Source organism: Microcoleus sp. Aus8_D2, assembly GCF_036702665.1.
Taxonomy (GTDB): domain Bacteria; phylum Cyanobacteriota; class Cyanobacteriia; order Cyanobacteriales; family Microcoleaceae; genus Microcoleus.
In genome coordinates, this window is record NZ_JAUBUN010000006.1 from 119,615 (window position 1) to 143,953 (window position 24,339).

Annotated in this window: 18 protein-coding genes; 7 read left to right on the forward strand and 11 right to left on the reverse strand. The window is 47.7% G+C overall.

What is annotated here, in order from left to right; genetic code table 11:
- Positions 1-96: 96 nt before the first annotated feature.
- Positions 97-2,010, reverse strand: coding sequence for a heavy metal translocating P-type ATPase (locus tag QUB64_RS06910; RefSeq protein ID WP_333267123.1), 1,914 nt, complete (start codon positions 2,008-2,010; stop codon positions 97-99).
- A gap of 498 nt (positions 2,011-2,508) precedes the next feature.
- On the opposite strand from QUB64_RS06910, the gene QUB64_RS06915 reads away from it, so the two are divergent.
- A complete protein-coding gene (locus tag QUB64_RS06915; protein WP_333267125.1) occupies positions 2,509-3,621 on the forward strand; it encodes a precorrin-8X methylmutase in 1,113 nt (370 codons plus the stop codon).
- A 523-nt stretch (positions 3,622-4,144) separates the two neighbouring features.
- Here QUB64_RS06915 and QUB64_RS06920 read toward each other — a convergent pair.
- The 7 genes from QUB64_RS06920 to QUB64_RS06950 all read right to left on the reverse strand — a co-directional run bounded on the left by QUB64_RS06920 (position 4,145) and on the right by QUB64_RS06950 (position 12,401).
- Positions 4,145-6,256 carry a DNA-binding protein gene (locus QUB64_RS06920; protein WP_333267127.1) on the reverse strand — a complete coding sequence of 704 codons (2,112 nt, stop codon included), beginning with the start codon at positions 6,254-6,256 and terminating at the stop codon, positions 4,145-4,147.
- Positions 6,257-6,594: 338 nt separating this feature from the next.
- Positions 6,595-8,355 (reverse strand): NACHT C-terminal helical domain 2-containing protein, encoded by a 1,761-nt coding sequence (locus QUB64_RS06925; protein ID WP_333267129.1) that lies wholly within the window; start codon positions 8,353-8,355, stop codon positions 6,595-6,597.
- Between the two features lie 448 nt (positions 8,356-8,803).
- Positions 8,804-9,496, reverse strand: a complete 693-nt coding sequence (locus QUB64_RS06930; RefSeq protein WP_333267131.1) for a hypothetical protein — start codon at positions 9,494-9,496, stop codon at positions 8,804-8,806.
- 151 nt (positions 9,497-9,647) lie between these two features.
- Positions 9,648-10,316, reverse strand: a complete 669-nt coding sequence (locus tag QUB64_RS06935; RefSeq protein WP_333267133.1) for a glycerophosphoryl diester phosphodiesterase membrane domain-containing protein — start codon at positions 10,314-10,316, stop codon at positions 9,648-9,650.
- A gap of 38 nt (positions 10,317-10,354) precedes the next feature.
- The gene (locus QUB64_RS06940) at positions 10,355-11,134 is read right to left on the reverse strand and encodes a PP2C family serine/threonine-protein phosphatase (protein WP_333267135.1); all 780 of its coding nucleotides are present in this window, start codon (positions 11,132-11,134) and stop codon (positions 10,355-10,357) included.
- 336 nt (positions 11,135-11,470) lie between these two features.
- Positions 11,471-11,734, reverse strand: coding sequence for a hypothetical protein (locus QUB64_RS06945; RefSeq protein ID WP_333393999.1), 264 nt, complete (start codon positions 11,732-11,734; stop codon positions 11,471-11,473).
- Between the two features lie 4 nt (positions 11,735-11,738).
- A complete protein-coding gene (locus tag QUB64_RS06950) occupies positions 11,739-12,401 on the reverse strand; it encodes a vWA domain-containing protein (RefSeq protein WP_333267137.1) in 663 nt (220 codons plus the stop codon).
- A 273-nt stretch (positions 12,402-12,674) separates the two neighbouring features.
- Between QUB64_RS06950 and QUB64_RS06955 the strand changes: the two genes are divergently transcribed.
- Positions 12,675-13,277, forward strand: a complete 603-nt coding sequence (locus QUB64_RS06955) for a Uma2 family endonuclease (RefSeq protein WP_333267139.1) — start codon at positions 12,675-12,677, stop codon at positions 13,275-13,277.
- 53 nt (positions 13,278-13,330) lie between these two features.
- Entirely contained in the window at positions 13,331-13,570 is a 240-nt protein-coding gene (locus tag QUB64_RS06960; RefSeq protein WP_333267141.1) for a DUF6737 family protein, read from the forward strand.
- 313 nt (positions 13,571-13,883) lie between these two features.
- Here QUB64_RS06960 and carB read toward each other — a convergent pair whose 3' ends face one another.
- A complete protein-coding gene (gene carB, locus QUB64_RS06965) occupies positions 13,884-17,195 on the reverse strand; it encodes a carbamoyl-phosphate synthase large subunit (protein WP_333267385.1) in 3,312 nt (1,103 codons plus the stop codon).
- An 871-nt stretch (positions 17,196-18,066) separates the two neighbouring features.
- Here carB and QUB64_RS06970 point away from each other — a divergent pair.
- From QUB64_RS06970 to QUB64_RS06985, 4 genes are all read left to right on the forward strand, one after another.
- Positions 18,067-18,321 carry a hypothetical protein gene (locus QUB64_RS06970; protein ID WP_333267143.1) on the forward strand — a complete coding sequence of 85 codons (255 nt, stop codon included), beginning with the start codon at positions 18,067-18,069 and terminating at the stop codon, positions 18,319-18,321.
- Between the two features lie 41 nt (positions 18,322-18,362).
- Positions 18,363-19,544 carry a murein transglycosylase A gene (gene mltA, locus QUB64_RS06975; protein ID WP_333267145.1) on the forward strand — a complete coding sequence of 394 codons (1,182 nt, stop codon included), beginning with the start codon at positions 18,363-18,365 and terminating at the stop codon, positions 19,542-19,544.
- Between the two features lie 387 nt (positions 19,545-19,931).
- Positions 19,932-20,513 carry a hypothetical protein gene (locus QUB64_RS06980; protein ID WP_333267147.1) on the forward strand — a complete coding sequence of 194 codons (582 nt, stop codon included), beginning with the start codon at positions 19,932-19,934 and terminating at the stop codon, positions 20,511-20,513.
- 96 nt (positions 20,514-20,609) lie between these two features.
- Entirely contained in the window at positions 20,610-21,635 is a 1,026-nt protein-coding gene (locus tag QUB64_RS06985; RefSeq protein ID WP_333267149.1) for an ROK family protein, read from the forward strand.
- Positions 21,636-21,742: 107 nt separating this feature from the next.
- On the opposite strand, the gene QUB64_RS06990 is transcribed toward QUB64_RS06985, so the two are convergent.
- On the reverse strand, positions 21,743-22,168 hold the full coding sequence (locus QUB64_RS06990) for a hypothetical protein (protein WP_333267152.1): 426 nt from the start codon (positions 22,166-22,168) through the stop codon (positions 21,743-21,745).
- 459 nt (positions 22,169-22,627) lie between these two features.
- Positions 22,628-24,286, reverse strand: a complete 1,659-nt coding sequence (locus QUB64_RS06995; protein ID WP_333267154.1) for a CTP synthase — start codon at positions 24,284-24,286, stop codon at positions 22,628-22,630.
- Positions 24,287-24,339 lie beyond the last annotated feature (53 nt).

Below are 24,339 nucleotides of genomic sequence, written 5' to 3' on the forward strand. Positions count from 1 at the left end.
CGAGAAACCGGGTTTCTATGAAGGTTTGGGTTGAGTGCGAGAGATTTAGGGAGAAACCCGGTTTCTGGGATTTGGGTACTGTAACGAGTAATTCAATTAATGTCTCAGCAACCGCAAACCGCTCAATGTGACTAAAACTGTAGACCCTTCATGACCGATAACGCCGATCGGCATTGTGATGTTTCCGATAAAATTAGCACCTAACAACAGTATAATGCAACTGAGCGCAAACACAATATTTTGTTTGACAACATTTTGAGCGCGACGGCCCAAACTAATTGCTTTAGCTAGTTGTTCTAACTTATCTGCCATTAATACGATGTCGGCCGTTTCTAAAGCTACATCGCTACCAGAAATCCCCATTGCAATTCCTACGGAAGCTTGAGCGAGGGCGGGGGCGTCGTTGATGCCGTCTCCTACCATTGCTACGGTTTGATACTGGGTTTGCAGTTTCTTAATTAGGTGCACTTTGTCTTCGGGCAAAAGTTCGGCGTACACTTCATTGATGCCTAATTGTTGGGCGATATGTTGAGCGGTTTGCTGGTTGTCGCCGGTCAGCATTATGATATGTTCTACGCCTAATTTTTTCAGGCGTTTTACTGTGGCTGCTGCTTCGGGGCGCACGGTATCTGCTACTGCAATGATTCCTAAAAGTTCATCGCCCTTTGCTACCCAAACAACTGTTTTTCCTTCTCCTTGCAACTGATGGCTTACTTCTGTCAACTCGGCAGTTGTTCCGACAAAACCGGCTTTACCAATGGTAATCGTTTCATTGTCAACTTTGCCGACTATTCCGCTACCAATTTTTGCTTGTACGTCCGTAGCACTTGACAATGGTAACTGTTGCTGCTGGGCGGCTTGGACAATTGCTTGGCCGATCGCGTGTTCGGAATGAGCTTCCAGAGCAGCAGCCAATTGCAGGACTTCTGTTTCAGTATACCCGGCTGCTGGTACAATTTGGATAACTTGCGGTTTTCCGGTGGTGAGGGTTCCGGTTTTGTCAAAGGCGATCGCCCGAACTTTACCTATTATCTCTAATTGCGCGCCGCTTTTAAACAAAATCCCCTGTCTCGCGCCGTTAGCAATCCCCGACAGCAGCGCCGGCATAATCGAAGCCATCAGCGCGCAGGGAGATGCGACTACTAGGAAAATCAACGCCCGATAAATCGTGTCTTCCCAATTCCAGCCTAAAATAAACGGGGGCAAAGTTGCCAGCAGCAAGCCTAAACCGACAATTAATTTAGCATAACCGCGCTCTAATTTTTCCACAAACTGCTGAGAAGGCGGCGCTTCTGTTTGCGCTTGTTGTACCAGCCGAATCACTCGCTGAATCAAACTGCTTTCTGGACTTTTGTGAACTTCCAATTTTAAGGCGCCCGCACCGTTAATCGTGCCTGCATAGACTTCATCGCCGGCGGTTTTTTCTACGGGCATCGATTCGCCGGTAATCGAGGCTTGATTGAGAGCGCTGTAGCCTTCGATAATTATCGCATCTGTGGGGATGATTTCTCCGGGCTTGACTAAAATACGATCGCCAATTGCCAATTTATCGATCGCAATTTCTCGTTCTCCATCGTACATTAGCACCCGCGCAGTATCCGCAGTCAAGCTCATCAAACTGCGAATACTCCGTTCAGTCCGCTGCATCGCATAACCTTCCAGGGCGCCGCTAATGGCAAAGATTAAAATTAAAACAGCACCATCCACAATTAAATGATATTCTCGCCGCCACAGCCCCAAACCGGCCGCGCCCAAAGCAGCGACAATCATTAACAAATCTACATCTAATTCGCGTTCTTCAAACAGCGTAGTCAACCCTTCGCGGGTGCTGGAATAGCCACCGATCACGTAAGCAGCGGGCAATATTAGCACCGCTAAGCCCAGCCAACCGAGTTGTAGGGCGATCGAACCCAAAATTACGAGAATTCCGCACAGGGCGGCTGTTAAAGCATCGGGATGTTCTTCGGCGAGGCGCGAGAGGCGAGAGATGGGGAGGGAGTTGGGAGTCATTCGATTTTAGATTTGGGATTTTAGATTTGGGATTGAAGAATTAAGCCCGTGGTTGAATCCGGGGGCTGGTTGTCGGGATGCGGAACTTTGATTTGTTTCCACAGCCTCTACCGTGTGTCTCGAACGAAATTGCTTTCGGTGATGGGAGAAATTTGATTTGGTAGAATGACTCCTGTATCGTAAACCTTGACATTAATGTCAATGTCAAGAGTCAAACTAAAATAAATTAAATGAAATTAAGCAGTAGCGGTTCAAAAACGGTTCGTAGTGCGTCCTGGCGTCCGCAGCTTTATAGCGGACGCCAGGACGCACTACGAACGGAAAACCCCTGTCTCAAAGCAAAAGTCGTCTCAAAGACGACTGAAGTTTACTGAAAATGGAATCTAATTTTGCAACGGTTCGTAGTGCGGACTTCAGTCCGCTTTCAGGCCAGGCTGCGGACTGAAGTCCGTACTACGAACCGAATGTGAAAATCTCAAAATCCTGTGAAAAAATTCAATGCAGCAATACCTGACCATCAAACAACTTACTGAAGCGGTAAAAGGCACAATTACTCCTCGGATGGTGCGGCACTATCACGCTTTGGGGCTGCTATCTCCGGCCGTGCGATCGACTTCTAACTACAGACTGTACACCCGCAGCGACGTGCAAAGACTCCAAAGAATCGTCGCACTCAAGCAGCAAGGCTTTCAACTGTCTCACATCCGCCAACTGTTAGAAACAGACGCGGAGGCTTCCCCAGACGCGCTGGTGGCGACTCTCCAACAGCAATATCTGTCGGTAATTCAGCAGATTGTGCGCCTGCGAGAAACGGCATCAGCCCTCGAAGGATTGCTGGGGCGGGATCTTTCCTGTCAAGCGGTGCAGGCGGGCGCACTGGCGCAATTGAGGGTGTTGGAAGCGGAAAGTGAGGGGGGATTGGAACAGTTGGAACAACTTTGGGATGCTTGGGATGCGGGGGCGCACACTCACCCGGAGGCGTTTGGGGAGTCGTTGCAGCATTTGTTGCCGGATTTGAGCGATCGCTCGGAAATTGAGGTAGACTTGCTATCAAAACTGGTGTTAGCATCCGGTGATTGTTCGCTGCTGCCGTTTGTGAAGTTGAGCGAAACGGCGATTAAATCGGCGCGGGAAGCTTTGAAAAATCAATGTCAAATTGTGGCTGACGTGCCGCCTGTTTTTGCTGCTTTGGATAGTACAAGATTGGCGCATTTGGAAACAAGTATCACAACTTTAATTGATGACCCGCACATTAATGCTGCACCGGAAGCGGAACTGGAATTCTGGCACGAGCGCGAGTGGTTTGAACAGTTATTGAAATTGGAAAAAGGATGTATATTAGTAGTAGGATATGCGCCGTCTGTGCTGATGGCGGTTTGTGAGGCGATCGCCAACGGGCAACTGCAACCGGCTTTGGTTATTGGAATGCCGGTCGGCTTCAGTCATTCTCCGGTGGCGAAACGGCGGTTAATGCGATCGGGAATTCCTTATATTACGACGGTGGGAACTTTTGGCGGCGGGTTGTTGGCGGCGGTTGCTTTGAATGCTTTGGTTGAGTCTTTGATTGCAAAGCCGAATTGTCACTGTCATCTTAGAACAGTTGACAGTTGACAGTGGGCAGTTGACAGTTGTCAGTTATATGATACGGGAATCAAACTGTTTCTGCGTGATGGATAAGCGACTCTGTTTATGAAGTTATTAATCTCTTTACGGATGTGGCAGTTGCTACAAGGGAAAATGGGATTGATATTAGTTGGGTTTCCATCCTTAATAGGGTTTAGGTTGAAATTCCTGGACGCATTTTGGTAAAAGAAACCGGGTTTTTACCGAATCTGCGGGCTGCGATGAAATATTTTCGTAAAAAACGAGGAATTTAGGTTTATAATAGCTGATTAGACTTGTATTGCATTCATGCGCTCTCAAGTCTTGAAATTATCTGCGTTCATCTGTGTTTATCTGTCTTAAATCTGCGGTTTTCGTATTAATCAAAGATGTATATAGCGGTTCTCAAAAACATGAGGATAGCCCTATGCCCTATGCCCTATGCCCTATGCCCTATGCCCTATGCCCTATGCCCTATGCCCGACATACCTCACCTTTTTGAGAAAGGCTATACAAACACCCTTAAATCCAATCACCACTTCCCCAGAGCCCCCCAAACAGTACCCGAAATTACCCCCCAAATCGCCCCCAAACCAGCCCCGACGATCGCACCTACGACAGGCGCCAACTGCACCGGCACCCCACCGCTGAGAGCCGGAAGCACCGCACACACCCCCGCCCCCAACACTGCACCCGCCAAAGTCCCCAAAAAACTGCCCCAAATCGAACCCAAAGCCGCACCGCTGACACCCGAAGGCTGAAACGACACCGGCAGCTTCGGCGCAAACCCGCAAACACCCAATAAACTCCCAGAAACCAAACCCCCAACAGCACCCACACCCGCCGCCACAATTGCCACACCCAGCAACAAACCCCCAAACTCGATCGCCGGCCGCATCTGCCCGTTATACTGCTGCCAAACCACCAACCCGGCCCCTAGCAAAACACCAGCCCAAGTCCCCAAAAACGCTCCCCAAACCGCCCCCAAAAACGCTCCCCGCCTCCCCCACACTCTGCCCACCGGCAGCGCCAGAGGAGGCGAAAAAGCCGCCCAAATACCGCCCCAGACAGTACCAACGCCTGCGCCTGACAAAATCGCTTCCCCGATCGCCGCATTGTCACTAATCGCCCCAAACACCACACCGCTGATCGCAGCCAAAAAGAAAGCCCCCCAGAGAGTCCCCAGCAAAACTCCCCCCCACTTCCGCCAAATCTGGTTCGGCGACAAAGTAAAAATACCCCACATCATCCCAAAAAAACTGCCCCAAATCGAACCGACAAAAATCGCCCCCAAAATCGCGCCGCCGCCCTCAGCGATCGCCGAAAAAATCCCCGCCACCGCCGCTAAACACAAAGTCCCCCAAACACCGCCCCAAGCAGCATCCTGAACAATTCGCTCAAACTTGCTAGCGGGAATCTGAGGCGCCGGAGTCCGACTCCGAGAAGGCAGAGGTAGCATCGGCACTTGGTACTGGCCGAGTTGGCGCGGCAGCCCCGTGGCGGGGTGTTGGCGGCGCACTGCGGTCTCCCTCACGGGCGGCGGTGGTAACGGCTTTTGACGCTTGATTTTCGCGGGCTGCAAGTGCAATCCGTTGCTGACTGCCTGTCGCGAAGGAAACGGATCGCGACCTTTGAGGAGTTTTGCCCGATCGCACCAAGGGCACCGACTCAAATGATTTCCGTATTTATGCTGACTGTTTTTGGTGCAAGTAATTAGAGAATCTTCCGCTTCCCGAATCGCATTCACCCAAGTTTTCGCATCCGGGCGGGCCAACGGATTGCTGTGCCCTTCCTCAAAACAGCGGACAAACATCTGTCGCAGCCGGGGATGCAGCATCTCGAAAGATGGCGCTGCGGGCATCGGGCGGTAGGGAATTCGCTTGGTACCGGTGGGGAAATGGCCCGATCGAATTCTCGCTTCCAAAGACGGCGGTTCATCGCTACCGAGATAAACTCCCGAAAACGGGTGCGTACCTTCCATCAGCAATTGAAAAATTAATACCGCTAAACCGAACAAATCGTGCTCTGGAGCTCGATCGATATCGCGGAAAGTCTGGCCCTGCAATTCTGGCGGCGTAAACTCGGGTTTCCCCACGGGACACCGATAAACGTAACCCGTATAAGGATCGCGCACTTGAAACGAATCCGTATCTACCAGCGTTACTAAAGCCGTATCCGTGACAAGAATATTCGACTCGTTCACGTCGCCGATGACGTAACCCCTGACGTGGAGGGCGTTTACAGCCGAAGCGAGGTTTCTGGCGGTGCGGTGGAGGTAAAGATAGTTAAATAGGGGTTTTTGTTCGCGCCTGGTTTTGGGAGTGTAGAAAGTGTGTACCGGCAGCACTTTGTTGACGCGCGGCATCACAAAACCGACGATTTTTTCGCGCCCGCCGACAGTATGCAGCAAATCGAGCGGCCAAGCAATTGAGGCGTGTCCCGGTTCCGCGATCGGCGCATCCGGCGGCATACTGAACATGACTGTGAGTTTGTCGCCGTCTTCGTCTGTCGGTTTGTGGTAGATTTTTGCTACTAGGGATGGATCTTGGGCGATCGGGTAGATGCGACCTTCACCGCCGCTGGCGATCGGGCTGTTGCTGTCGATCGCAATCAGTTGTCCGCTAAATTGGCGTTGCAACTGCATAGAATTCCGTTAGGGGATAGAGGATTTGGAAGTCAACAGCACTCAATACACTTGACCTGTCAAACCACTATTATAAGGTTTGTAGTGAGGACTTCAGTCCTGTCTGAGTGGATGCGGACTGAAGTCCTCACTACGAACCAATTTTATTAAGGTTTGTAGTGAGGACTTCAGTCCTGTCTGAGTGGATGCGGACTGAAGTCCTCACTACGAACCAATTTTATTAAGGTTTGTAGTGAGGACTTCAGTCCTGTCTGAGTGGATGCGGACTGAAGTCCTCACTACGAACCAATTTTATTGTGGTTGTTTGTGGGATGGGCATCCTGCCCGTCCCCTGCAAATTAGATGTGAACCCGCTTCAAATCCACGGACAATAACATCCTATCCTCAATTTTTTGCTTGACGGCCGGTGTCACCTGACAATTATCGGTGTTGAGGCATTCCACCAGCAAATTGTAGGCGTAGTAATACTGTTTCAGCAAAGTTTTCTGTTGGGGGCGAAAGTCTAGATTGTAGCCGATCGCGCTCTTAAATTTTGCCAGCCAACTTTTACCGCACTCTTTGCGCCACTTTTTCCAATTTTGCAAATCCGGCATCTGACTCTGAAATTGTTCCAGCAGTTGTTTGAGTTCCGGTTCCATGTCCAGCCCAAAAATGCCAACCAATATCGCCTCCACATCACCATCAAAAGCTTGTTTCCCAAGCCCCCTAACAGCAGCAAATTCCACATTCTTTCTCGCTGTTGCCAAAGAATTACGCAACTTGCGGACTTTCGATTTATCAAACTCCAGACTCGGATCGAGGACGCGAGTCAAAGTCAAATCCAAGACGCAAACTAAGGCCACATAAAAAGCGCGAATTTCCGCCGGTGGGAAATTCCTTTCCACTGACGCCGACTTGTGATTTGCCCAGATTAGCAACTGTTGCAAAGTTTCATTTTTAGCAGTCATATTATCAATTTTTTCTTGCATCAGCAGCACAAGTTCGTCAGCCGGCTGCAAAATGCTGGCGACTCTCAAAAATTCATTTTTCCACTTTTTGTCTGTAATCCTGCTGACCAATTCTGGCAGCGATTCCGGGTTAGCAGTGTCAATCAAATATTCTGGTTGAGTGTCGGTTTCCTCTACCAGTTCGTCAACTGCGGTTTTGATAAAGTTATCCACCAACCAGTCGCGGGTGCGCGAGAAATTGCTCTCCAATTCCAGGTAATGACTGCCTAATTTTGCCTTAAACTCTTGGGGGAAAATCTCTTTGGTGGCTAACAGATTTTTCCAGCGAGTTAGCTGGCTGGCGTTCCGTTCGGGAAATCGATGGTACAGATAGTCGATCGCGATCGCCTCTAAAATATCCGCACCCAGGATTTCCCGCCGTTTTAGATCGTTTGATGGCGCCATTTGCGGCTGCTGACTCCGATCGAGGTGCAGGCTGAGTGTTGGTGCGATCGAGCGCTGAATCAGCCAGTTTCCCGCACGGGAAAAATTGCGATCGAACTCCAAGTAAATCGCACCAAACAAAGCCTCAAAACTCTGGGACAAAAATCTATTTGACTCGATTTTGTCTGTTTCTTTCCAGAGTTCGCTGCGCCGACAGAGGTCGTTCAATTTGAAATTTTGAGCTAATTCTGCAAGTTTTTTCGGTTCTGCTAAACCTGTTTTTAAGGTTGAGATAGCCTCCGCATCGAGGTGCGGATATGCGCGGTACAGGTAATCGGTAACAACAGCACCGAAAATCGCTCCGCCTAGGAGTGACAGCCGTTTGTGCTTAATTTCTGGCCCGGTGGGAGACTCCTGCAAACCGCCCGAATCGCTGCTATAGTTCGGGCGAGTCAAGGCAATTTCCAGCAGTTTGGTTTGCCCAAAGTCCTCCAGGGCGATCGCTGCTTTGACTGCTTCAACATCTACCTTTTGGATTTTTATCTGCTCTAATTCTTCTTCACATTTACCCCACTTTTCCAACCAATCACCGCCCGCATCTTCCACATACAACTCAACAAAATCCACCCCGTGATTCATCCAATCATCCTGCATTTTTCTGGCTGATTCCAGTTCTTCCAATACTTTTTGCAAGTTTTTTTCAACGGTGTTTGTACCTTGTAATGTCATAGTATTGATTTTTATCTAATTATATTTTTTCTCCAACAACTTCACCGCGATTCAATCAAATCTCACTTCAATTTAGCCCTAGTTGCTAGTTATTTCACTCTGATTGATTGCTGCGGTAAATCTTCCGGTTGCTTAGCCAGGAATTACGCAGAACCTCTATCTTTCGTAGGGTGCTCAGGGGCGCACCTTACCGCTATTGATTGCTGCGGTAAATCTTCCCGTTGCTTAGCATTCGTAGTTCGCGCCTGTTGCCACAGTTTGCCATATCCCTCCCGGAAACAGAAAATGGGAGGAAAAATCTTGGCATAGCCTTCCCTTTTCCGGGAAGCGGGCTGAGGATTAGATTTTTGCCATTGTCGAGAATTCTGCAATATGTGAGGCCAGTCAATTTTTTTTGTTCACGGAGTTTTTAGCAGTCGAACTATTCTCAGCAGCAGATCTGGTTAATTTACGGGAATTTTAGGTAACGACCTGCGGGCAAATTATCACTATTATATAATGCAATGTTAACTAACTGGTTCAGGAAATTTGCATCTTTTGTATCATAACTTAAAAATAGTCCTCTGTCAATCCCCCAGCCTTGAAGAGTTTGTTGCCATTTTTGATATTTTTGTTCCGAAAACTCATCAGAAAGAGTAGTGACTTGAATGCAGAGGGGCTGCTGTTGGCGGTTGCTGACGATCGAATCGGTGGCCATAGAAAGATCTGCAACATAGCGATACAAAACACTGCCTTGGCGTTCGACTATCCGGGCTGCGATCGCACGAATGACGCGATCGTCACCCGGATCGAATTTACCGGCCTTTAGTTTTTGTTTCCAAATATAAAATTTGCGATCGTTTTCACTCAGCCATTTAGGAAATAAATAGCCGTACCAATACCTTTCCCCCGGAGTCATTAACTCAAACGCCGCTTGTCGTTCTCTTTCCGAAGGTAGAGATTGAACCGCCAGCCAAACCTGAGAATCTCGGATAAGCTGTAGTAAAAAAGCCATCACAAATTTTTTAGCAGTTAGCGAACCGGGTCTAACATCTTTCACCCAGCGATTGATTTCATCCAATCTTCTCGCTAAATTCGGATCTATTGGATCTGCTGTGCTAATTAGGGAGTTGAGCTTATCCTTAATCTCTTGTGCTTGCAAGTGACGACCTACTGTACAGACTAAACCAGAATTGTTGACACCTCGATTTTATTATAGAAGCGCACCAAATTTTCGCCGCTCGTTAGACATCTATAACAATTATTGTGGTGGCAGGTATTCTGCCAGCCCTTGACTTTATTTGAGTAGATGCCTATTCAATAGTTGTTGCCGATTGTTGCAGACTCTGGTACAATAGAACTATATAAACAGTCATGAATGGCAAAATCAAAAATACCAGTATATTACTCACAATCTGAGACGCTAGAGATTGGCCAGTCAAATCGACCAAGAGAACAATCAATATCAATGGCATAAGAAACACCAAAACTATCAGAAAAGTCGATCGACATACTAACCACCAGTGCCCTTTAGTCAACTCCCAACTTTTTCTAATACTGTCCTGGGCTGAAGAGTTATCTAGGACAGCAGCAAAAAGTGAAAATGTCAAGCGAAATGATACATAAAATCCAGGAATTATCAGTGCAATAAAACCTAATAAAATGAACAACATAGACAAAATATAACTCGAAAGTATTGGTAGCAATCTCCTATTTGCTTGCTGAAAAGCCTCATTCACAGTTACTGGATTTTCCGTAAAACTTCGGCAAATGTAGAAAATCATAGCTCCCGACAAGAAAGGAATTACCACGTACAAGTTGATAAAAGTCAAGCCAACACCGGCGGAACCTAAGTTGAAAATTTCCAGCACGGCAAATATCAAACTAGGAGAGTTAATTATCAACAGAGGAGTGTATAGATCTCTAATAGCAGCAAATGTTTCTCGCAACAAGTTTATGGCACTAATTGGTTGAGTTGTCATAATTTTCGAGCAGGCTTTTCTAAGTGGATTGGAACAGATTAGACATTGCTAGAAAAAGTTGCCAATAATAATGTTAAGTCATCATCGGTGCGTTCGGATACTCTGGGCGATCGCAAAAACGACTCTAATTGCTCTTTCGCATCCGCATCTTCCTTCGCTGCGCCGGAAAACCGAAACAAAGGCGCAAAAAACGGCCCGTGGGGCGTACCTTCGGGGATTTTGAGAGCGAGCATTTGCAAGCCGTCGGAAAACACGGCCAAGTGCGGCAATTGTTCCCGCATTACCTGAAATTGCGCTGTTTCGATCGCATTTGGCGAAATCAAAAATATGGTTTCATTGATATATTCGCCGCAGGGAGGTATAGTAAGGGCGATCGGATTTCCCGCACTATCGCCCGCCACCGCCGCACCATCGCCAATTTGAGCAACTGCGATCAATTCCGGCGTAGCCACAACCGCAATTAAAGTGCAAGCCAAATCCCTCGCCGCCACTTCCCGGGTTGCAGCTTCTGCTTCCACAGCCGCCCGCGCGACTTGCAGAGAAGCCGTTAAAAATACCTGCCATTCCTCGTCACTTTCAGGCTGCAAATCCTGTTGACAAATCGTTTCCACAACCGCTTCCACAGCAATTTTCGCCCCCACTTCTGCGAGTGCAGCCGAACCCGCCCCGTCAGCCACCGCTGCTACCAAAACACCGTTAGGTAAGACGCGCCAGCAGTGGGCATCTTGACAGGGTTGCGATCGTTTTTCATGGCTCGTACCAGTCACCGATGCCGCTACAACTTGCCAATTAGTCAATAGTCCTGAGTCATTAGTCATTAGTCAATAGTCCTGAGTCAATAGTCAATAGTCATTGGTCATTAGTCATTTTACCCAGAGCGAAGTCGAAGGGTGGTCATTAGTCAATAGTCATTTGTTATTTATTGTTTGTTATTTATTATTTATTGTTTGTCATTTGTCGTTTATTGTTTGTCGTTTTTTCTTAGTGCTATCCTCGCTCGCGACTCTTATTATTAGTCATTAGTCACGAAATGCCAGACACAATCGAGATTGAACTATTTAACAAAAACCGGAAAAAATCCTTAGTTCGTGTATCCGCTTTACAATCATGATTCTCAATCATTAGTCTTCATTGATTCCCTTAGAATAACCTTTTTAGATTTTATTCCTAGTAATGACCAATGACCAATGACCAATGACCAATGACCAATGACCAATGACCACCCTTCGACTTCGCGAGCGGGTAAAATGACCAATGACCAATGACCACCCTTCGACTTCGCGAGCGGGTAAAATGACCAATGACCAGCCTTCGACTTCGCTCAGTCTAAAATGCCCAATGACCAATGACCAGCCTTCGACTTCGCTCAGTCTAAAATGCCCAATGACCAATGACCAATGACCAATGACCAATGACAACTGACTAAACAGTTCCCCATCCGGGCGGTGGAAGTGCTACTTGTTCGTCAATTTTTGAGTGAGAAACTCTCTGCATACTAGCCGACAGCCAGATGAACATCTCTCGAAAATCTAATCCTCTCAATTTTACAGGAGTGCGCTCGACAATTTGCGCCAGACGCGAGATATTAGCACCTTCAACTCCGACAGCAAAAAATGCCACGCGCTTGTTAGTTTCTTCCTCTTTAATCCGCTGTGCTGCTATTTCCACAACATCGTCCGATTCGCCTTGAGGTTCACCGTCAGTAATCATAAATACCCACGGGCGGTAATAGGTAATGCCGTTGTTGCGGTATTCGGATTTGCGCGCGGCAATGGTATCTAGTGCTAGCTGAATGCCAGCGCCCATATGGGTTTGTCCTTGAGCTGTCAGCAGCGGCGTCTCAAATTGATCTGCCGTCACGAAGTCTTGCACGACTTTGATCTGATTGTCAAATGAAATAATCGCGACTTCGACTCGCTTTTTAGCTAGTTCGTCTTTAATGAGGTCATTCCTAAAAACTTCCAGCCCCTCATTCAAGGCATCTATGGGTGCGCCTTGCATGGAGCCGGAGGTGTCCAGCAGGAGGACGCAGGGACACCGTGGCTCTGGGTTTTCGGCAAATTCTACGGCTTCGTCTAGTCTCATGGTTCAGGATTGACCTTGGAGTGGCTCGGTTTTTAGCATTGTTACTTTACTGTATCAACTCAGTAACATATTTAAGTGCAACTTGCTAGGGCGATCGCATTTTACCATTTTCGTGAAATATAGTGTGTTAAATATCAGAAGGGCACGCGTGCTTTTCTTAATCCTTGGCTTCATCCGCGTGCATCCGCGTGCATCTGCGGTCAAAAAAACAGATTTATTCCTGGCTGTGCTAGTATAGACTAATAGTATTCCTGCAAAATAAGGATAAATCTTATGATTGCAACAGTCACACAAAAAATTACTTTTGACCAATTTCTTGTAGAATGTCCAGAAGATGGACTCTATGAACTGGTGAACGGAGAGATCGTAGAGATGAATGCGACAAGAAATCATTATGATGTTGCTAATTTCATGTTATTTGACTTCAATGATGAAATTAGGCGACTAAATTTGAATTATGTAGTCAACATTACAGCCGTTATCAGAACTGTAAGTAAAGCCGGAATCGAACAAGGGCGGAGACCAGATGTCAGCGTGATAGATCGCGATTTATGGCGCTCGAACCGTTCTGATTATGCTGCTTTGCGAGAACCAATTCAATTGGCAGTCGAAGTAACATCAACAAATTGGGATGATGATTATATTGATAAATTGGACGAGTATCAGCGCCTCGGAATTCCTGAGTATTGGATTGTCGATTATTTAGCAATTGGTAGTAGGGATTTTCTGGGAAATCCCAAAGTTCCAACTATATTTGTCCACCTTTTGGATGCAGACGGTAACTATCAAACAACTGCATTTAAGGGTAGCGATCGAATTGTGTCGCGGACTTTTCCCGAATTAACGCTGACAGCCGAACAGGTGATGAATGTTTAAATTGGTTTGTTCTAGAGAGCCAGTCCGTCAATCTATACAAAATTACTGCAAATATGAAAACTGTTTCCGATCAAAAAGCTATTAGTCCTTGGAATTACAAACCTTGGTGGTGCCAGCCTTGGTCAATTCTTTTGACTGGAATAAGTTTGATTTCCGGTAGTTGGTTTTTGCTTAAAACTGTTTGGATAACTGTTTTAGTCGCGATTCCTTTATTGGCTTGGATGGGATTTTTCTTGTTGGTTTGGCCGAGGTTGATGCTGTCTAGCGGTGCTTTGGATTCTCATTCAGATTAGATTTTGGGCGGTGAGTTTGAGTAAGGTGCGCCATCAGTGTTCTACGTTTATAGCCGAGCCTCGATCCCCCTAAATCCCCCTTAAGAAGGGGAGTAGGGGTTGACTTTGAGCATTTCCTGCCTCTACGTTTATAGCCGAGTCTCGATCCCCCTAAATCCCCCTTAAAAAGGGGAGTAGGGGTTGACTTTGAGCATTTCTTATCTACCCTTCAAGAAGAGAGACTTTGAGTATTTCTTGTCCCCCCCTTATTAAGGGGGGCTAGGGGGGATCTGTGGCCTCAGGAGCGAGCAGTATTTCGCGCCCTACAATCACCCTACGCTTGCGGGTAATAGTCTTGAATTGCTTTCACTTCCATCGGGTGAGATTTGAGCGATCGAATTCCCGCTGCTGTCGCCTTAGCACCGGCGATTGTGGTAATAATCGGGATTTTGTAAGTCAAAGCTGTGCGGCGGATAAAGATCCCATCAGCGCGGGATTCTTCGCCGGAAGGCGTGGTGATAATTAGTTGAATTTTCTCATTCTTGATCGAATCCAACAAATTCGGCCGCCCTTCGTGCAGTTTCAATTCCAAATCTACCTCTAAACCTTGCTCTCGCAAAACTTTCCGTGTACCGTGGGTTGCTACTACTTTGAAACCCAATTCTAAGAATTCCTTGACAACAGGTACAACTGCTAGTTTATCGCGATCGCGCATCGAAACCAACACAGTCCCAAAAAGCGGCATCACTTGGCCCGCGCCGAGCTGAGCTTTGGCGAAGGCTTTGCCAAAATCCGTGTCAATTCCCATGACTTCACCAGTCGATCGCATTTCCGGCCCTAGCAAAGTATCAGTTCCCGGAAACTTAGCAAACGGTAGCACGGCTTCTTTCACAGAAACGTGAATTGGTACAATCTCCTTAGTAAAGCCTAATGCTTCCAAAGTTTTGCCAGACATGACTCGGGAGGCCATTTTTGCCAGCGGAACCCCGATCGCCTTGGACACAAAAGGTACTGTCCGAGAAGCCCGCGGATTGGCTTCTAAAATGAAAACTTCCTCGCCTTGAACAGCAAATTGAATGTTCATCAAGCCGATGACTTTCAAGGCTTTTGCTAATTCTATTGTCTGGCGGCGGATTGTGACTAAAGCTGCGTCGGAAAGCGTTTGGTAAGGGATGGAACAAGCCGAGTCGCCGGAGTGGATGCCCGCTTCTTCGATGTGTTCCATAATACCACCGATGGTGACATTCCCAGTCGTATCGGCGATCGCATCTACATCAACCTCGATCGCATTTTCCAGGAACTTATCAATTAAAATCGGGTGATCCGGTTCTACCAGCACCGCATAAGTCATGTAACGTTCCAATTCCGCATCGGAATAAACAATTTCCATGGCTCGCCCGCCCAACACGTAACTGGGGCGCACCACCACCGGATAACCGATGCGTTGAGCTACGATCAAAGCATCCTGAAAACTGCGCGCCAAACCGTTAGCAGCTTGCTGAATATCCAACTCCCGCAGAATCTTTTCAAATCGTTCCCTGTCTTCTGCTGCATCAATGGAATCCGGCGAAGTTCCCCAGATTTTTGTTTGTACTTCCGAATGATTTTCGAGAGCTTTTTGCAAAGGTAGCGCCAATTTTAGTGGTGTTTGTCCGCCAAATTGAATGATTACTCCCTCGGGATTTTCCGCCTCGATGATGTTAAGAACATCTTCTTTGGTTAGCGGTTCAAAATACAGGCGATCGCTGGTATCGTAATCTGTCGAAACCGTCTCCGGGTTCGAGTTAACCATAATTGTCTCAAACCCGTCTTCCCCTAGGGAATAAGCAGCGTGACAGCAACAGTAATCAAACTCAATCCCCTGTCCGATCCGGTTTGGCCCGCCACCTAAAATCATGACTTTGCGCTTGGTAGAAGGCAAAACTTCCGACTCCGGCGCCAGACTGTGAGCGACAGCCGAAACTTTCTTTTCTTCATCGCCCAATTCCCAAATTGCTGCTCCCACTTCGTAGGTGGAATAGTAATAAGGTGTAAACGCTTCAAATTCAGCGGCACAGGTATCAACTGTTTTGTAAATCGGTACTACGCCCAAATCTTTGCGGTAGGCGCGGACTTCATCTTCCGATGTTTTGGTGGCGTAAGCAATTTGGCGATCGCTAAATCCCAACTGCTTTACTTCAAACATTGTCTCTTTTGTCAACTGTTTGAGCGCAGTTCGTTTCAAGAACTTCTCTGCTTCCAGCAATTCCTGCATTTTATCCAAAAACCAGGGGTCGATTGCTGTAAGCTCGAAGACTTCTTCCACCGACATTCCCATCATCATCGCGTGACGGACTGTAAAAATGCGATCGGGATTTGGCGTGCGCAATCCGGCGCGAATTTGTTCCAAACTCGGCAACTTTTCCGGTTTGTCGCACCCGAAACCGGCGCGGCCTGTTTCCAATCCCCGCAGCGCTTTTTGGAAAGATTCGTTGAAGCTGCGCCCGATCGCCATTACCTCTCCTACTGACTTCATTTGCGTTGTCAGAGTCGGTTCGGAACCGGGGAACTTTTCAAAGGCAAATCGGGGAATCTTCGTCACCACGTAGTCAATTGTCGGCTCAAAAGACGCGGGAGTTTTCTTGGTAATATCGTTGGAAATTTCGTCTAGGGTGTAACCTACTGCTAATTTTGCCGCCATTTTGGCGATCGGGAAACCCGTTGCTTTCGAGGCCAAGGCGGAGGAACGGGAAACCCGGGGATTCATTTCAATGACAATGAAATCGCCGTTGACTGGATTCACTGCAAATTGAATGTTAGAACCGCCGGTTTCTACTCCGATTTCGCGGATAATTTTCACCGAAGCATCGCGCAGGCGCTGATATTCTTTGTCTGTGAGGGTTTGAGCCGGGGCGACGGTGATCGAATCGCCGGTGTGGACGCCCATGGGGTCGAGATTCTCGATCGAACAAATAATCACTACATTATCTGCCAAATCCCGCATCACTTCCAGTTCGTACTCTTTCCAACCGATCAAAGATTGTTCGATCAAAATTTGCGATACGGGACTCGCATCAACACCACCTTGGGCCATTTCTTCAAACTCTTCTTGATTGTAAGAAATGCCGCCTCCCGTGCCGCCCATTGTAAATGCCGGACGGATAATTAACGGATAAGTACCGATTTGGTGGCCGATTGCTTTGGCTTCGTCGAGATTGTTAGCAATTCCCGAAGGACAAACAGCGACACCAATTCGTGCCATTGCTTCCTTAAATAACAGCCTGTCTTCTGCCATTTCAATTGCTGGCAATTTAGCGCCAATCAATTCTACATTGTACTTTTCCAGAACACCATTTTTAGCGACTGCAACTGCTAAATTCAGTGCCGTTTGACCGCCCATTGTCGGTAAAATTGCTTGTGGTCTTTCTTTAGCGATGATTTGTTCGAGGATGGCCGGCGTTAGAGGTTCGATGTAAATGCGATCGGCAGTTTCCGGATCGGTCATAATCGTTGCAGGGTTGGAATTCACCAGCACTACTTCATAACCTTCTTCTCGCAAAGCTTTGCAAGCTTGTGTCCCCGAATAGTCGAACTCGCACGCTTGGCCGATAACAATTGGGCCGGAACCAATCAGGAGAATCTTTTTTAAGTCTTGGCGGCGGGGCATAGGTTCGTAATTGGTAATTGGACAGGATTGATGATAAATTTGATATTTTGCATCATTCTGAGAAACAGGCTCTCTGAGCTGTTCCACCAAAAGCTTACTCAAAACAGTGCAAGTTTTGTTGTTAATTTGAAATTGTGCACTATTATCAGCATTTTGGAAGCGGAACCTCGCAACTCCGGCTGGCAGACACCGCCAGCTAAGGAGAAATATTGATGGGGAAAGGGTGGAGTCGATCGCTAGATCCAGACTATTTTAAGTGTTGCGGTCAAATCGTGCTGTAAAATACACAATCTTTGTCTGGCGATCGATCGTGGTAGGGACACGGCACTACCCAAAGCCGTGTCAACTTAAGGTCAAACGTAGTGCTGGTCTTCTGTCTAGCGATTAAGGCCAGATCGCCCAGGCGCCCCCCGGATAGTCGGGGGAGCAAGAATTCTTCAAAGTCCCCCGACTATCCGGGGGATTTAGGGGATCTGGCCTCAGCTATAAACGAGAGATACAAAGGTTTTCAGGCTTAAATTGACACGGCTTTGGGCACGGCGCCGTCTCCTGACTGTGGGAAACGGGTAAAATTCACCGGATGGGATGATGAAATTGCCCTCTGAGCCCGCCAAGGATGTGACAATCGTAGATCCAGTCATGTAGGCGCGGTAGATGGAGGGAGGACACCGCACCGTGGCGTTTCCCTACCCCAAAACATCGATCGCCCGATCGGATGTGACAATCTAAGTGGGTACCAATGTCTCCCACTCCCGCCATCTCCCCCTCTCCCGTCCCTCTAGCCAACCTACTAGATGAGGGAATGCGCCGAGTATCAGGTAAAATGTGAAACTGTTCTAAAAGCTTAAAATCTAAAATCTAAAATACACATATGCCTAGAACACCCAGCGAATATTCCGTGCACCTGCTGCTTGATGGCGGCCACCGCGAAGAAATACGTTTTTCAACTCTGCCAGATTTTCAACAGTGGTATAAAACCTTGGTTCCGAAACAAGATTCGTCAGAATTTGTCAATGTTCCGATCAAAAATATTCAAGGAGAATACATGGTAGTTCGGCCTTCCAGCATTCTCGCAATTCGCGTAGAACCGGTATTTAGTTCTAGCATCGAGCGCTATGATGAATGATCGATCGGGAAAATTATTAATTGAGTAGGAAAGATTGCAAGTTGAGCAAGATTTTTCGTTATCGGCTATTGGCGATCGCCTGTTGCGTTTTGGCGATCGCCTTTTCTGTACCAGCCGTTGCAGTTCCCCCACTGCAACCAATGACTGTAAGTCAATTACAACCGAGTGAGTTGGAGTCGATCGCCTTTGATGCTCAAATCTGGGGCGAAAATGGCAAACCGGGCGATCGGCAATTGCTGTTAAGGTCGATCGACAACAGCCTCGGCTATCTCGATACATCGGCCGCTGCTAGCGCTTACAGCCGCTATCCAGTAGCAGCAGTTACGCGCGATCGAGTTAGGCGATCGCTCGAGCGATTCCGCCAATTAGTAGTCACTTCTACAACTCCAGCACAACTCCAGGAATCTGTCAAGCGGGAGTTTGTGTTTTATAAGTCGATCGGCAAAGACAACAAAGGCACAGTAGCATTTACTGGTTATTTCGAGCCGACTTACCAAGCTTCTCGCACGCCTAATTCCGAATACCGTTATCCCCTGTACAAAGCGCCGCCAAACCTCGGTTCTTGGCCGAAACCTCACCCAACTAGATTGGAATTGGAAGGTGCGGATGCTTTGCAGGGAAGTAAGGGATTGTTGCGGGGATTGGAATTAGTCTGGTTGCGCGATCGCTTCCAAGCATTTCTCGTGCACGTCCAAGGTTCCGCGAAGTTGCAGTTAGCAGACGGTGGCGTCATGACAGTCGGTTTTGCGGGGAAAACCAGTCATAGTTATACAGGTGTCGGGCGAGAATTAGTTAAGGACGGCAAGTTTACTTTAGATCAGTTAACATTGCCGAAACTAAACGAATATTTTACCAATTTTCCAGCAGATATGGACAAGTATTTGCCGAAGAATCAAAGCTTTGTGTTCTTCCGGGATACTAACGGAGCACCTGCTACGGGCAGCATTGGAGTGCCCGTAACTGCCGAAAGGTCGATCGCCACCGATAAAGCTTTAATGCCCCCCGGCGCGCTAGCATTAATTAGCACGAAACTGCCCTATCCCAATGCGGCGGGAAAACTCGAACAAAATGCGGTGAATCGGTTTGTATTGGATCAAGATACGGGTGGTGCAATCAAAGGCGCGGGGAGAGTAGACGTATTTATGGGTACCGGAAACCTGGCGGGCGATCGGGCGGGTTATATCAACTCTACTGGAGAACTATATTATCCGCTATTAAAGTAGATTAATTCTACTAAATCCTGTGATTGCGATCGTTCGTTGGGGCGGGTTCGCCCGGATTTATGTCATCAAATTGCGGAATTCAAAAACCCGCCCCCATCCATCGCAGATACTGATAAACCTGTTCCGCGATCGGGATTTTTTCGCTGGGTGGGGGCTGGTTTATCAATATTTGGGATGTGAATCAAAGATGATTGGCGAACCCGCCCCTACGGATTTTGGTAAGATAAAAATACATCAAAAATACGAAGATTGGTAGGGGCGGGTTCGCCGAAATTTATGTCATCAAATCGCGGAATTCAAAAACCCGCCCCCACCCATCGCAGATACCGATAAACCTGTTCCCATTGCGATAAAATACAAACAACCCCACCCATCCCAACCCCACAAATGCTAAACAAAATTTGGCAATTCCTCAAACAACTAATCCAGCGCCTATTGGGAACCACACCGCCGCCACCGCCACCTGCTGCGCCCCGCCCCACCCTAACAGACGCCGAATACGAATCGAAATTCATGGAAATTCTCGAAGGAGTAAATGCCGACTGGAGTCGAGGCGATGTCACGGGATTCTTAATCGCAAAACGCCTGAAAGATGGTGAATTGGCGGCTTGGTTGCGACGGTTTGGGAATGGATTGTTTGAGGGCGAAAATTGGCAGGGCGGGCACGGGGGCACCGCCCCTACGGATGCGGTGGCTTCACTTCAGGAATTGGCGCGCCGGATGGGATTGTTGGGGAGAATTGGTAGCGGGGAATTGTCGCAGGTGGCGGGGAATATTGGGCGGGAGATTTTGACGCGATTTCCACTGCCGGTGGTTGAGGATGATGGTGGGTATGGGAATGTGATTGAGGCGGTGTTTGTTGGGGATGGTTTGCGTGGTTCTGGGGATGGGAATCGCAGGGATGCGGAGGATGAATCGGATGTAGATACTGAGGCTAAAAATTTAATAGACTCAGATCGATCGGCATGATATTCTTAGCAATTAAGCACCGATTCCGTCGGTAATTTTCACACACTCAAATAGGACGAAAGAGGACTGAAGTCCTCACTACAAACTTAAATCGTAATGGCACAAGTAATCGGCATTGACTTAGGCGGCACCGCAATCAAACTCGGCAGATTCAGCGAAGACGGCATTTGTCACCAATCCTTAACAGTCCCAACTCCTCAACCCGCTACGCCCGAGGCCGTCTTAGCCGCGATCGCCGATGCTATTTTACAACTTCAAACTCCCCCCCTTAAGAAGGGGGTTGAACTTCAAACTCCCCCCCTTCTTAAGGGGGTTGAACTTCAAACTCCCCCCCTTCTTAAGGGGGTTGAACTTCAAACTCCCCCCCTTGTTAAGGGGGGGCTGGGGGGGGCTCAAATATGTGCGATCGGCATTGGCACCCCCGGCCCAGCAGACACAACCGGCCGCATAGCCAGAGTCGCAATCAACCTCAAAGACTGGCATAACGTCCCCCTAGCCGACTGGTTGGAAGCCAAAACCGGACTGCCGACAATATTAGCAAATGACGCCAACTGTGCCGGATTAGGAGAAGCTTGGTTAGGTGCAGGAAAAAACTTTAAAAACCTAATTTTACTAACATTAGGAACAGGAGTCGGCGGTGCAATTATCCTAGACGGCAAACTATTTGCAGGTCATCAAGGCGCCGCCGGAGAACTCGGATTAATTGCCATAAATCCCGATGGCCCGGAGTGCAACAGCGGCAATCGCGGCTCCTTAGAACAATACGTTTCGGTGCAAGCAATTCGCCGCGAAACGGGTTTAGAACCCCTAGAATTAGCCAATATAGCAAAGTCGGGAGATGCTAAAGCTTTAGAATATTGGCAAAATTATGGGCGCTATCTCGGTATCGGTTTAGCAAGTCTCATTTATGTTTTAACGCCGGAAGCTATTATTATCGGCGGCGGAATTAGTGCCGGGGCAGAGTTTTTCTTGCCAGCAGTTCAAGCCGAGATTGAGCGGCGAGTGCTGCCGAGTTCTCGCGAAGATTTGCAGTTATTAGTTGCTAAATTGGGCAATGAAGCAGGCATGGTAGGTGCAGCCAAATTAGCTTGGCAAGTCGCTAAAATCACTAATAACCAATGACAACTGTCAACTGTCAACTGTCAACTGTCAACTGTCAACTGTCAACTGTCAACTGTCAACTGTCAACTGCCAACTGCCAACTGCCAACTGCCAACTGAATGACTTCTTCATGGCAGAGAGTGTCCAGTCATATTTTTAATGTATTCCTGAATTTTTTGATAGTCGTCAGACTTGCCTTCGCGCATGATAATAATATTAGTAGCGCTGTCAGGCAGACAAAAGCTGATTAACCGACCGTTTTGTTCGCAAGCAAAAGAGCTGATTCGACTCAGATCGATCGCAAATTCTTTCCGATCGTAATTGATTTTAATCCACGAACCTTTAGAATTGCGCTCAATCGTTTTTTTGATGTATTCGAGAATTTGCTTGTAAGCCTCATGATTCCCTTGGGGATTGAGGATAATCGGCTGACTGCTGTTAGGCAGCCAAAATGTGATACGCTTGTTATCCAGTTCACTAGAAAAAGCACTAATAGTGTCAAGGTCAATTATGTATGTAATTTTCTCATAAGTAAATTTACTCCAGTAAGCCACAACACAAAACCTCCTCAAACCTGCGTTTCATGGTATTTTAGGATAGTTTGACAACTGATACCATTTTCGATTTCTGATTGGCGATTGGGAATGACATATTCCATAAGGGTTTGGAGCTTGTCTACCGTCGCATTATTTTTTGAAACTGGTATCAGCCTTGAAATTAAAGCTAAAAAGTTAAGTAAAAATATCAGCATTTTTACCTGCTGCCTTATCCCTTCTCCCTTCGGGTACTAGCCCCCGAACCCCTGTCAGCTAGGGCCCGGAGGTGAGGTTTTTCAGTCATTGAGAATGCTCCCCGATATCATGTCTGGTAAGTGCGACCCGAATCAAATCCAATTGTTGGGTTGGGCGGGTTTTGTACAGAGATTGTCTGCCCGATTTGAATATTGCGTGCATTCACCCGCCCCCACAGACATCTAATATATCAGAACTAATCGATCGCACATTTAGGGCAGATTAGCTTCCTGCAAGTTTCCCGGCCACCAAGTCGCGAGCCTCAGCTTCTAAAACATCCTGCTTTCCCTGGGTGCTGGCCGCCTGGATAAACCCCTTAAACAAGGGGTGGGGGGCGCTAGGGCGAGATTGGAATTCGGGGTGAAATTGACTGGCGATGAAAAAGGGATGGTTTGGCAATTCGATCATTTCTACCAGTCGGCCGTCGGGAGATGTGCCCGAGACTGCATAACCTGATTCTAAGAAAAGATTGCGGTAGGCGTTGTTGAATTCGTAGCGGTGGCGGTGCCGCTCGTAAATCACTTCTTTTTGATAAAGTTTGAAAGCTAGCGTGTCTGGGTTGACGCGGCACGGATACAAACCCAGTCGCATCGTACCGCCCAAATCGACTACATCTTGCTGTTCTGGCAATAAGTTAATGACTGGATTTGCCGTATCCGGATTAAATTCTGCGCTGTTGGCATCCTGTAGTTGGGCGGTGTTGCGCGCCCATTCAATCACAGCACACTGCATCCCCAAACACAATCCCAAAAAGGGTATTTTATGGTGTTTGGCATATTCAATCGCCGCTATTTTGCCGTCAACTCCCCGAATCCCAAAACCTCCCGGGACAACAATTCCGTTCATCTCAAAGAGATGATTTTCGAGGTTTCCCGATTCTAAATCTTCTGAGTTGATCCAGTGCAAATTCAGGTCGCAGCCGATCGATATTGCGCCGTGCCGCAGAGCTTCCACCACCGAAAGATAAGCATCGTTCAACCGCACGTATTTGCCAACCAAAGCAATATCAATCTTGTGGTTGGGGCTGTAAAGCCGCTTGACTAAGGTTTGCCATTGAGTCAAATCGGGTTGCCGCTGTTCGAGTTGCAGCAAATTGATGGTTTGTTCCGCCAAACCTTCCTGTTCCATCATCAAAGGCACTTCGTAGATACTTTTCGCATCTTGAGCCGTGATGACGCATTCTTCGGGTACATTGCAGAATTCTGACAATTTTTGTTTGAGGCCCAAAGGTAAAGGTCGATCGCACCTACAGACTAGAATATCTGGTTGAATGCCGATCGACCGCAACTCCTTAACCGAGTGCTGAGTCGGTTTAGTCTTCATCTCCCCAGCCGACGGAATCCAAGGTATCAGCGTCACGTGCATATACACCACATTTTGCCGCCCGACAGCCTTGCGAAATTGGCGAATTGCTTCCAAAAACGGCAAAGATTCAATATCTCCCACCGTGCCGCCAATTTCCGTAATCACGACATCAGGATTGGTATTTTTTGCTACCCGAAAAATTCGCTCCTTAATCTCATTAGTGATGTGGGGAATCACCTGCACCGTGCTCCCTTGATACTCGCCGCGGCGTTCCTTATTAATCACGGCTTGATAAATAGAACCCGTGGTGACGCTGTTGAGGCGCGACATGGAAGTATCCGTAAAACGCTCGTAGTGTCCCAAATCCAGGTCAGTTTCCGCACCGTCTTCGGTGACGAAGACTTCTCCGTGCTGAAACGGGCTGAGGGTGCCGGGGTCAACGTTAATATAGGGGTCTAGCTTCAAAATTGAGACGGAGTAGTCTCGGGACTTCAATAGACGGCCTAGGGAAGATGCGACAATTCCCTTGCCGATACTGGAAACCACGCCGCCGGTCACAAACACAAATTTGGTCATAGATTTTCGACTTTAGATCTTTCTCAGTTAAGGTAACACTCAAATCTAAGAGC

Coding starts and splice junctions, on each gene's coding strand:
- QUB64_RS06910 (WP_333267123.1), bottom strand. CDS start 2,010: ATGACTCCCAACTCCCTCCCCATCTCTCGCCTCTCGCGCCTCGCCGAA.
- QUB64_RS06915 (WP_333267125.1), top strand. CDS start 2,509: ATGCAGCAATACCTGACCATCAAACAACTTACTGAAGCGGTAAAAGGC.
- QUB64_RS06920 (WP_333267127.1), bottom strand. CDS start 6,256: ATGCAGTTGCAACGCCAATTTAGCGGACAACTGATTGCGATCGACAGC.
- QUB64_RS06925 (WP_333267129.1), bottom strand. CDS start 8,355: ATGACATTACAAGGTACAAACACCGTTGAAAAAAACTTGCAAAAAGTA.
- QUB64_RS06935 (WP_333267133.1), bottom strand. CDS start 10,316: ATGACAACTCAACCAATTAGTGCCATAAACTTGTTGCGAGAAACATTT.
- QUB64_RS06940 (WP_333267135.1), bottom strand. CDS start 11,134: ATGACTAATGACTCAGGACTATTGACTAATTGGCAAGTTGTAGCGGCA.
- QUB64_RS06950 (WP_333267137.1), bottom strand. CDS start 12,401: ATGAGACTAGACGAAGCCGTAGAATTTGCCGAAAACCCAGAGCCACGG.
- QUB64_RS06955 (WP_333267139.1), top strand. CDS start 12,675: ATGATTGCAACAGTCACACAAAAAATTACTTTTGACCAATTTCTTGTA.
- QUB64_RS06960 (WP_333267141.1), top strand. CDS start 13,331: ATGAAAACTGTTTCCGATCAAAAAGCTATTAGTCCTTGGAATTACAAA.
- carB (WP_333267385.1), bottom strand. CDS start 17,195: ATGCCCCGCCGCCAAGACTTAAAAAAGATTCTCCTGATTGGTTCCGGC.
- QUB64_RS06970 (WP_333267143.1), top strand. CDS start 18,067: ATGCCTAGAACACCCAGCGAATATTCCGTGCACCTGCTGCTTGATGGC.
- QUB64_RS06980 (WP_333267147.1), top strand. CDS start 19,932: ATGCTAAACAAAATTTGGCAATTCCTCAAACAACTAATCCAGCGCCTA.
- QUB64_RS06985 (WP_333267149.1), top strand. CDS start 20,610: ATGGCACAAGTAATCGGCATTGACTTAGGCGGCACCGCAATCAAACTC.
- QUB64_RS06995 (WP_333267154.1), bottom strand. CDS start 24,286: ATGACCAAATTTGTGTTTGTGACCGGCGGCGTGGTTTCCAGTATCGGC.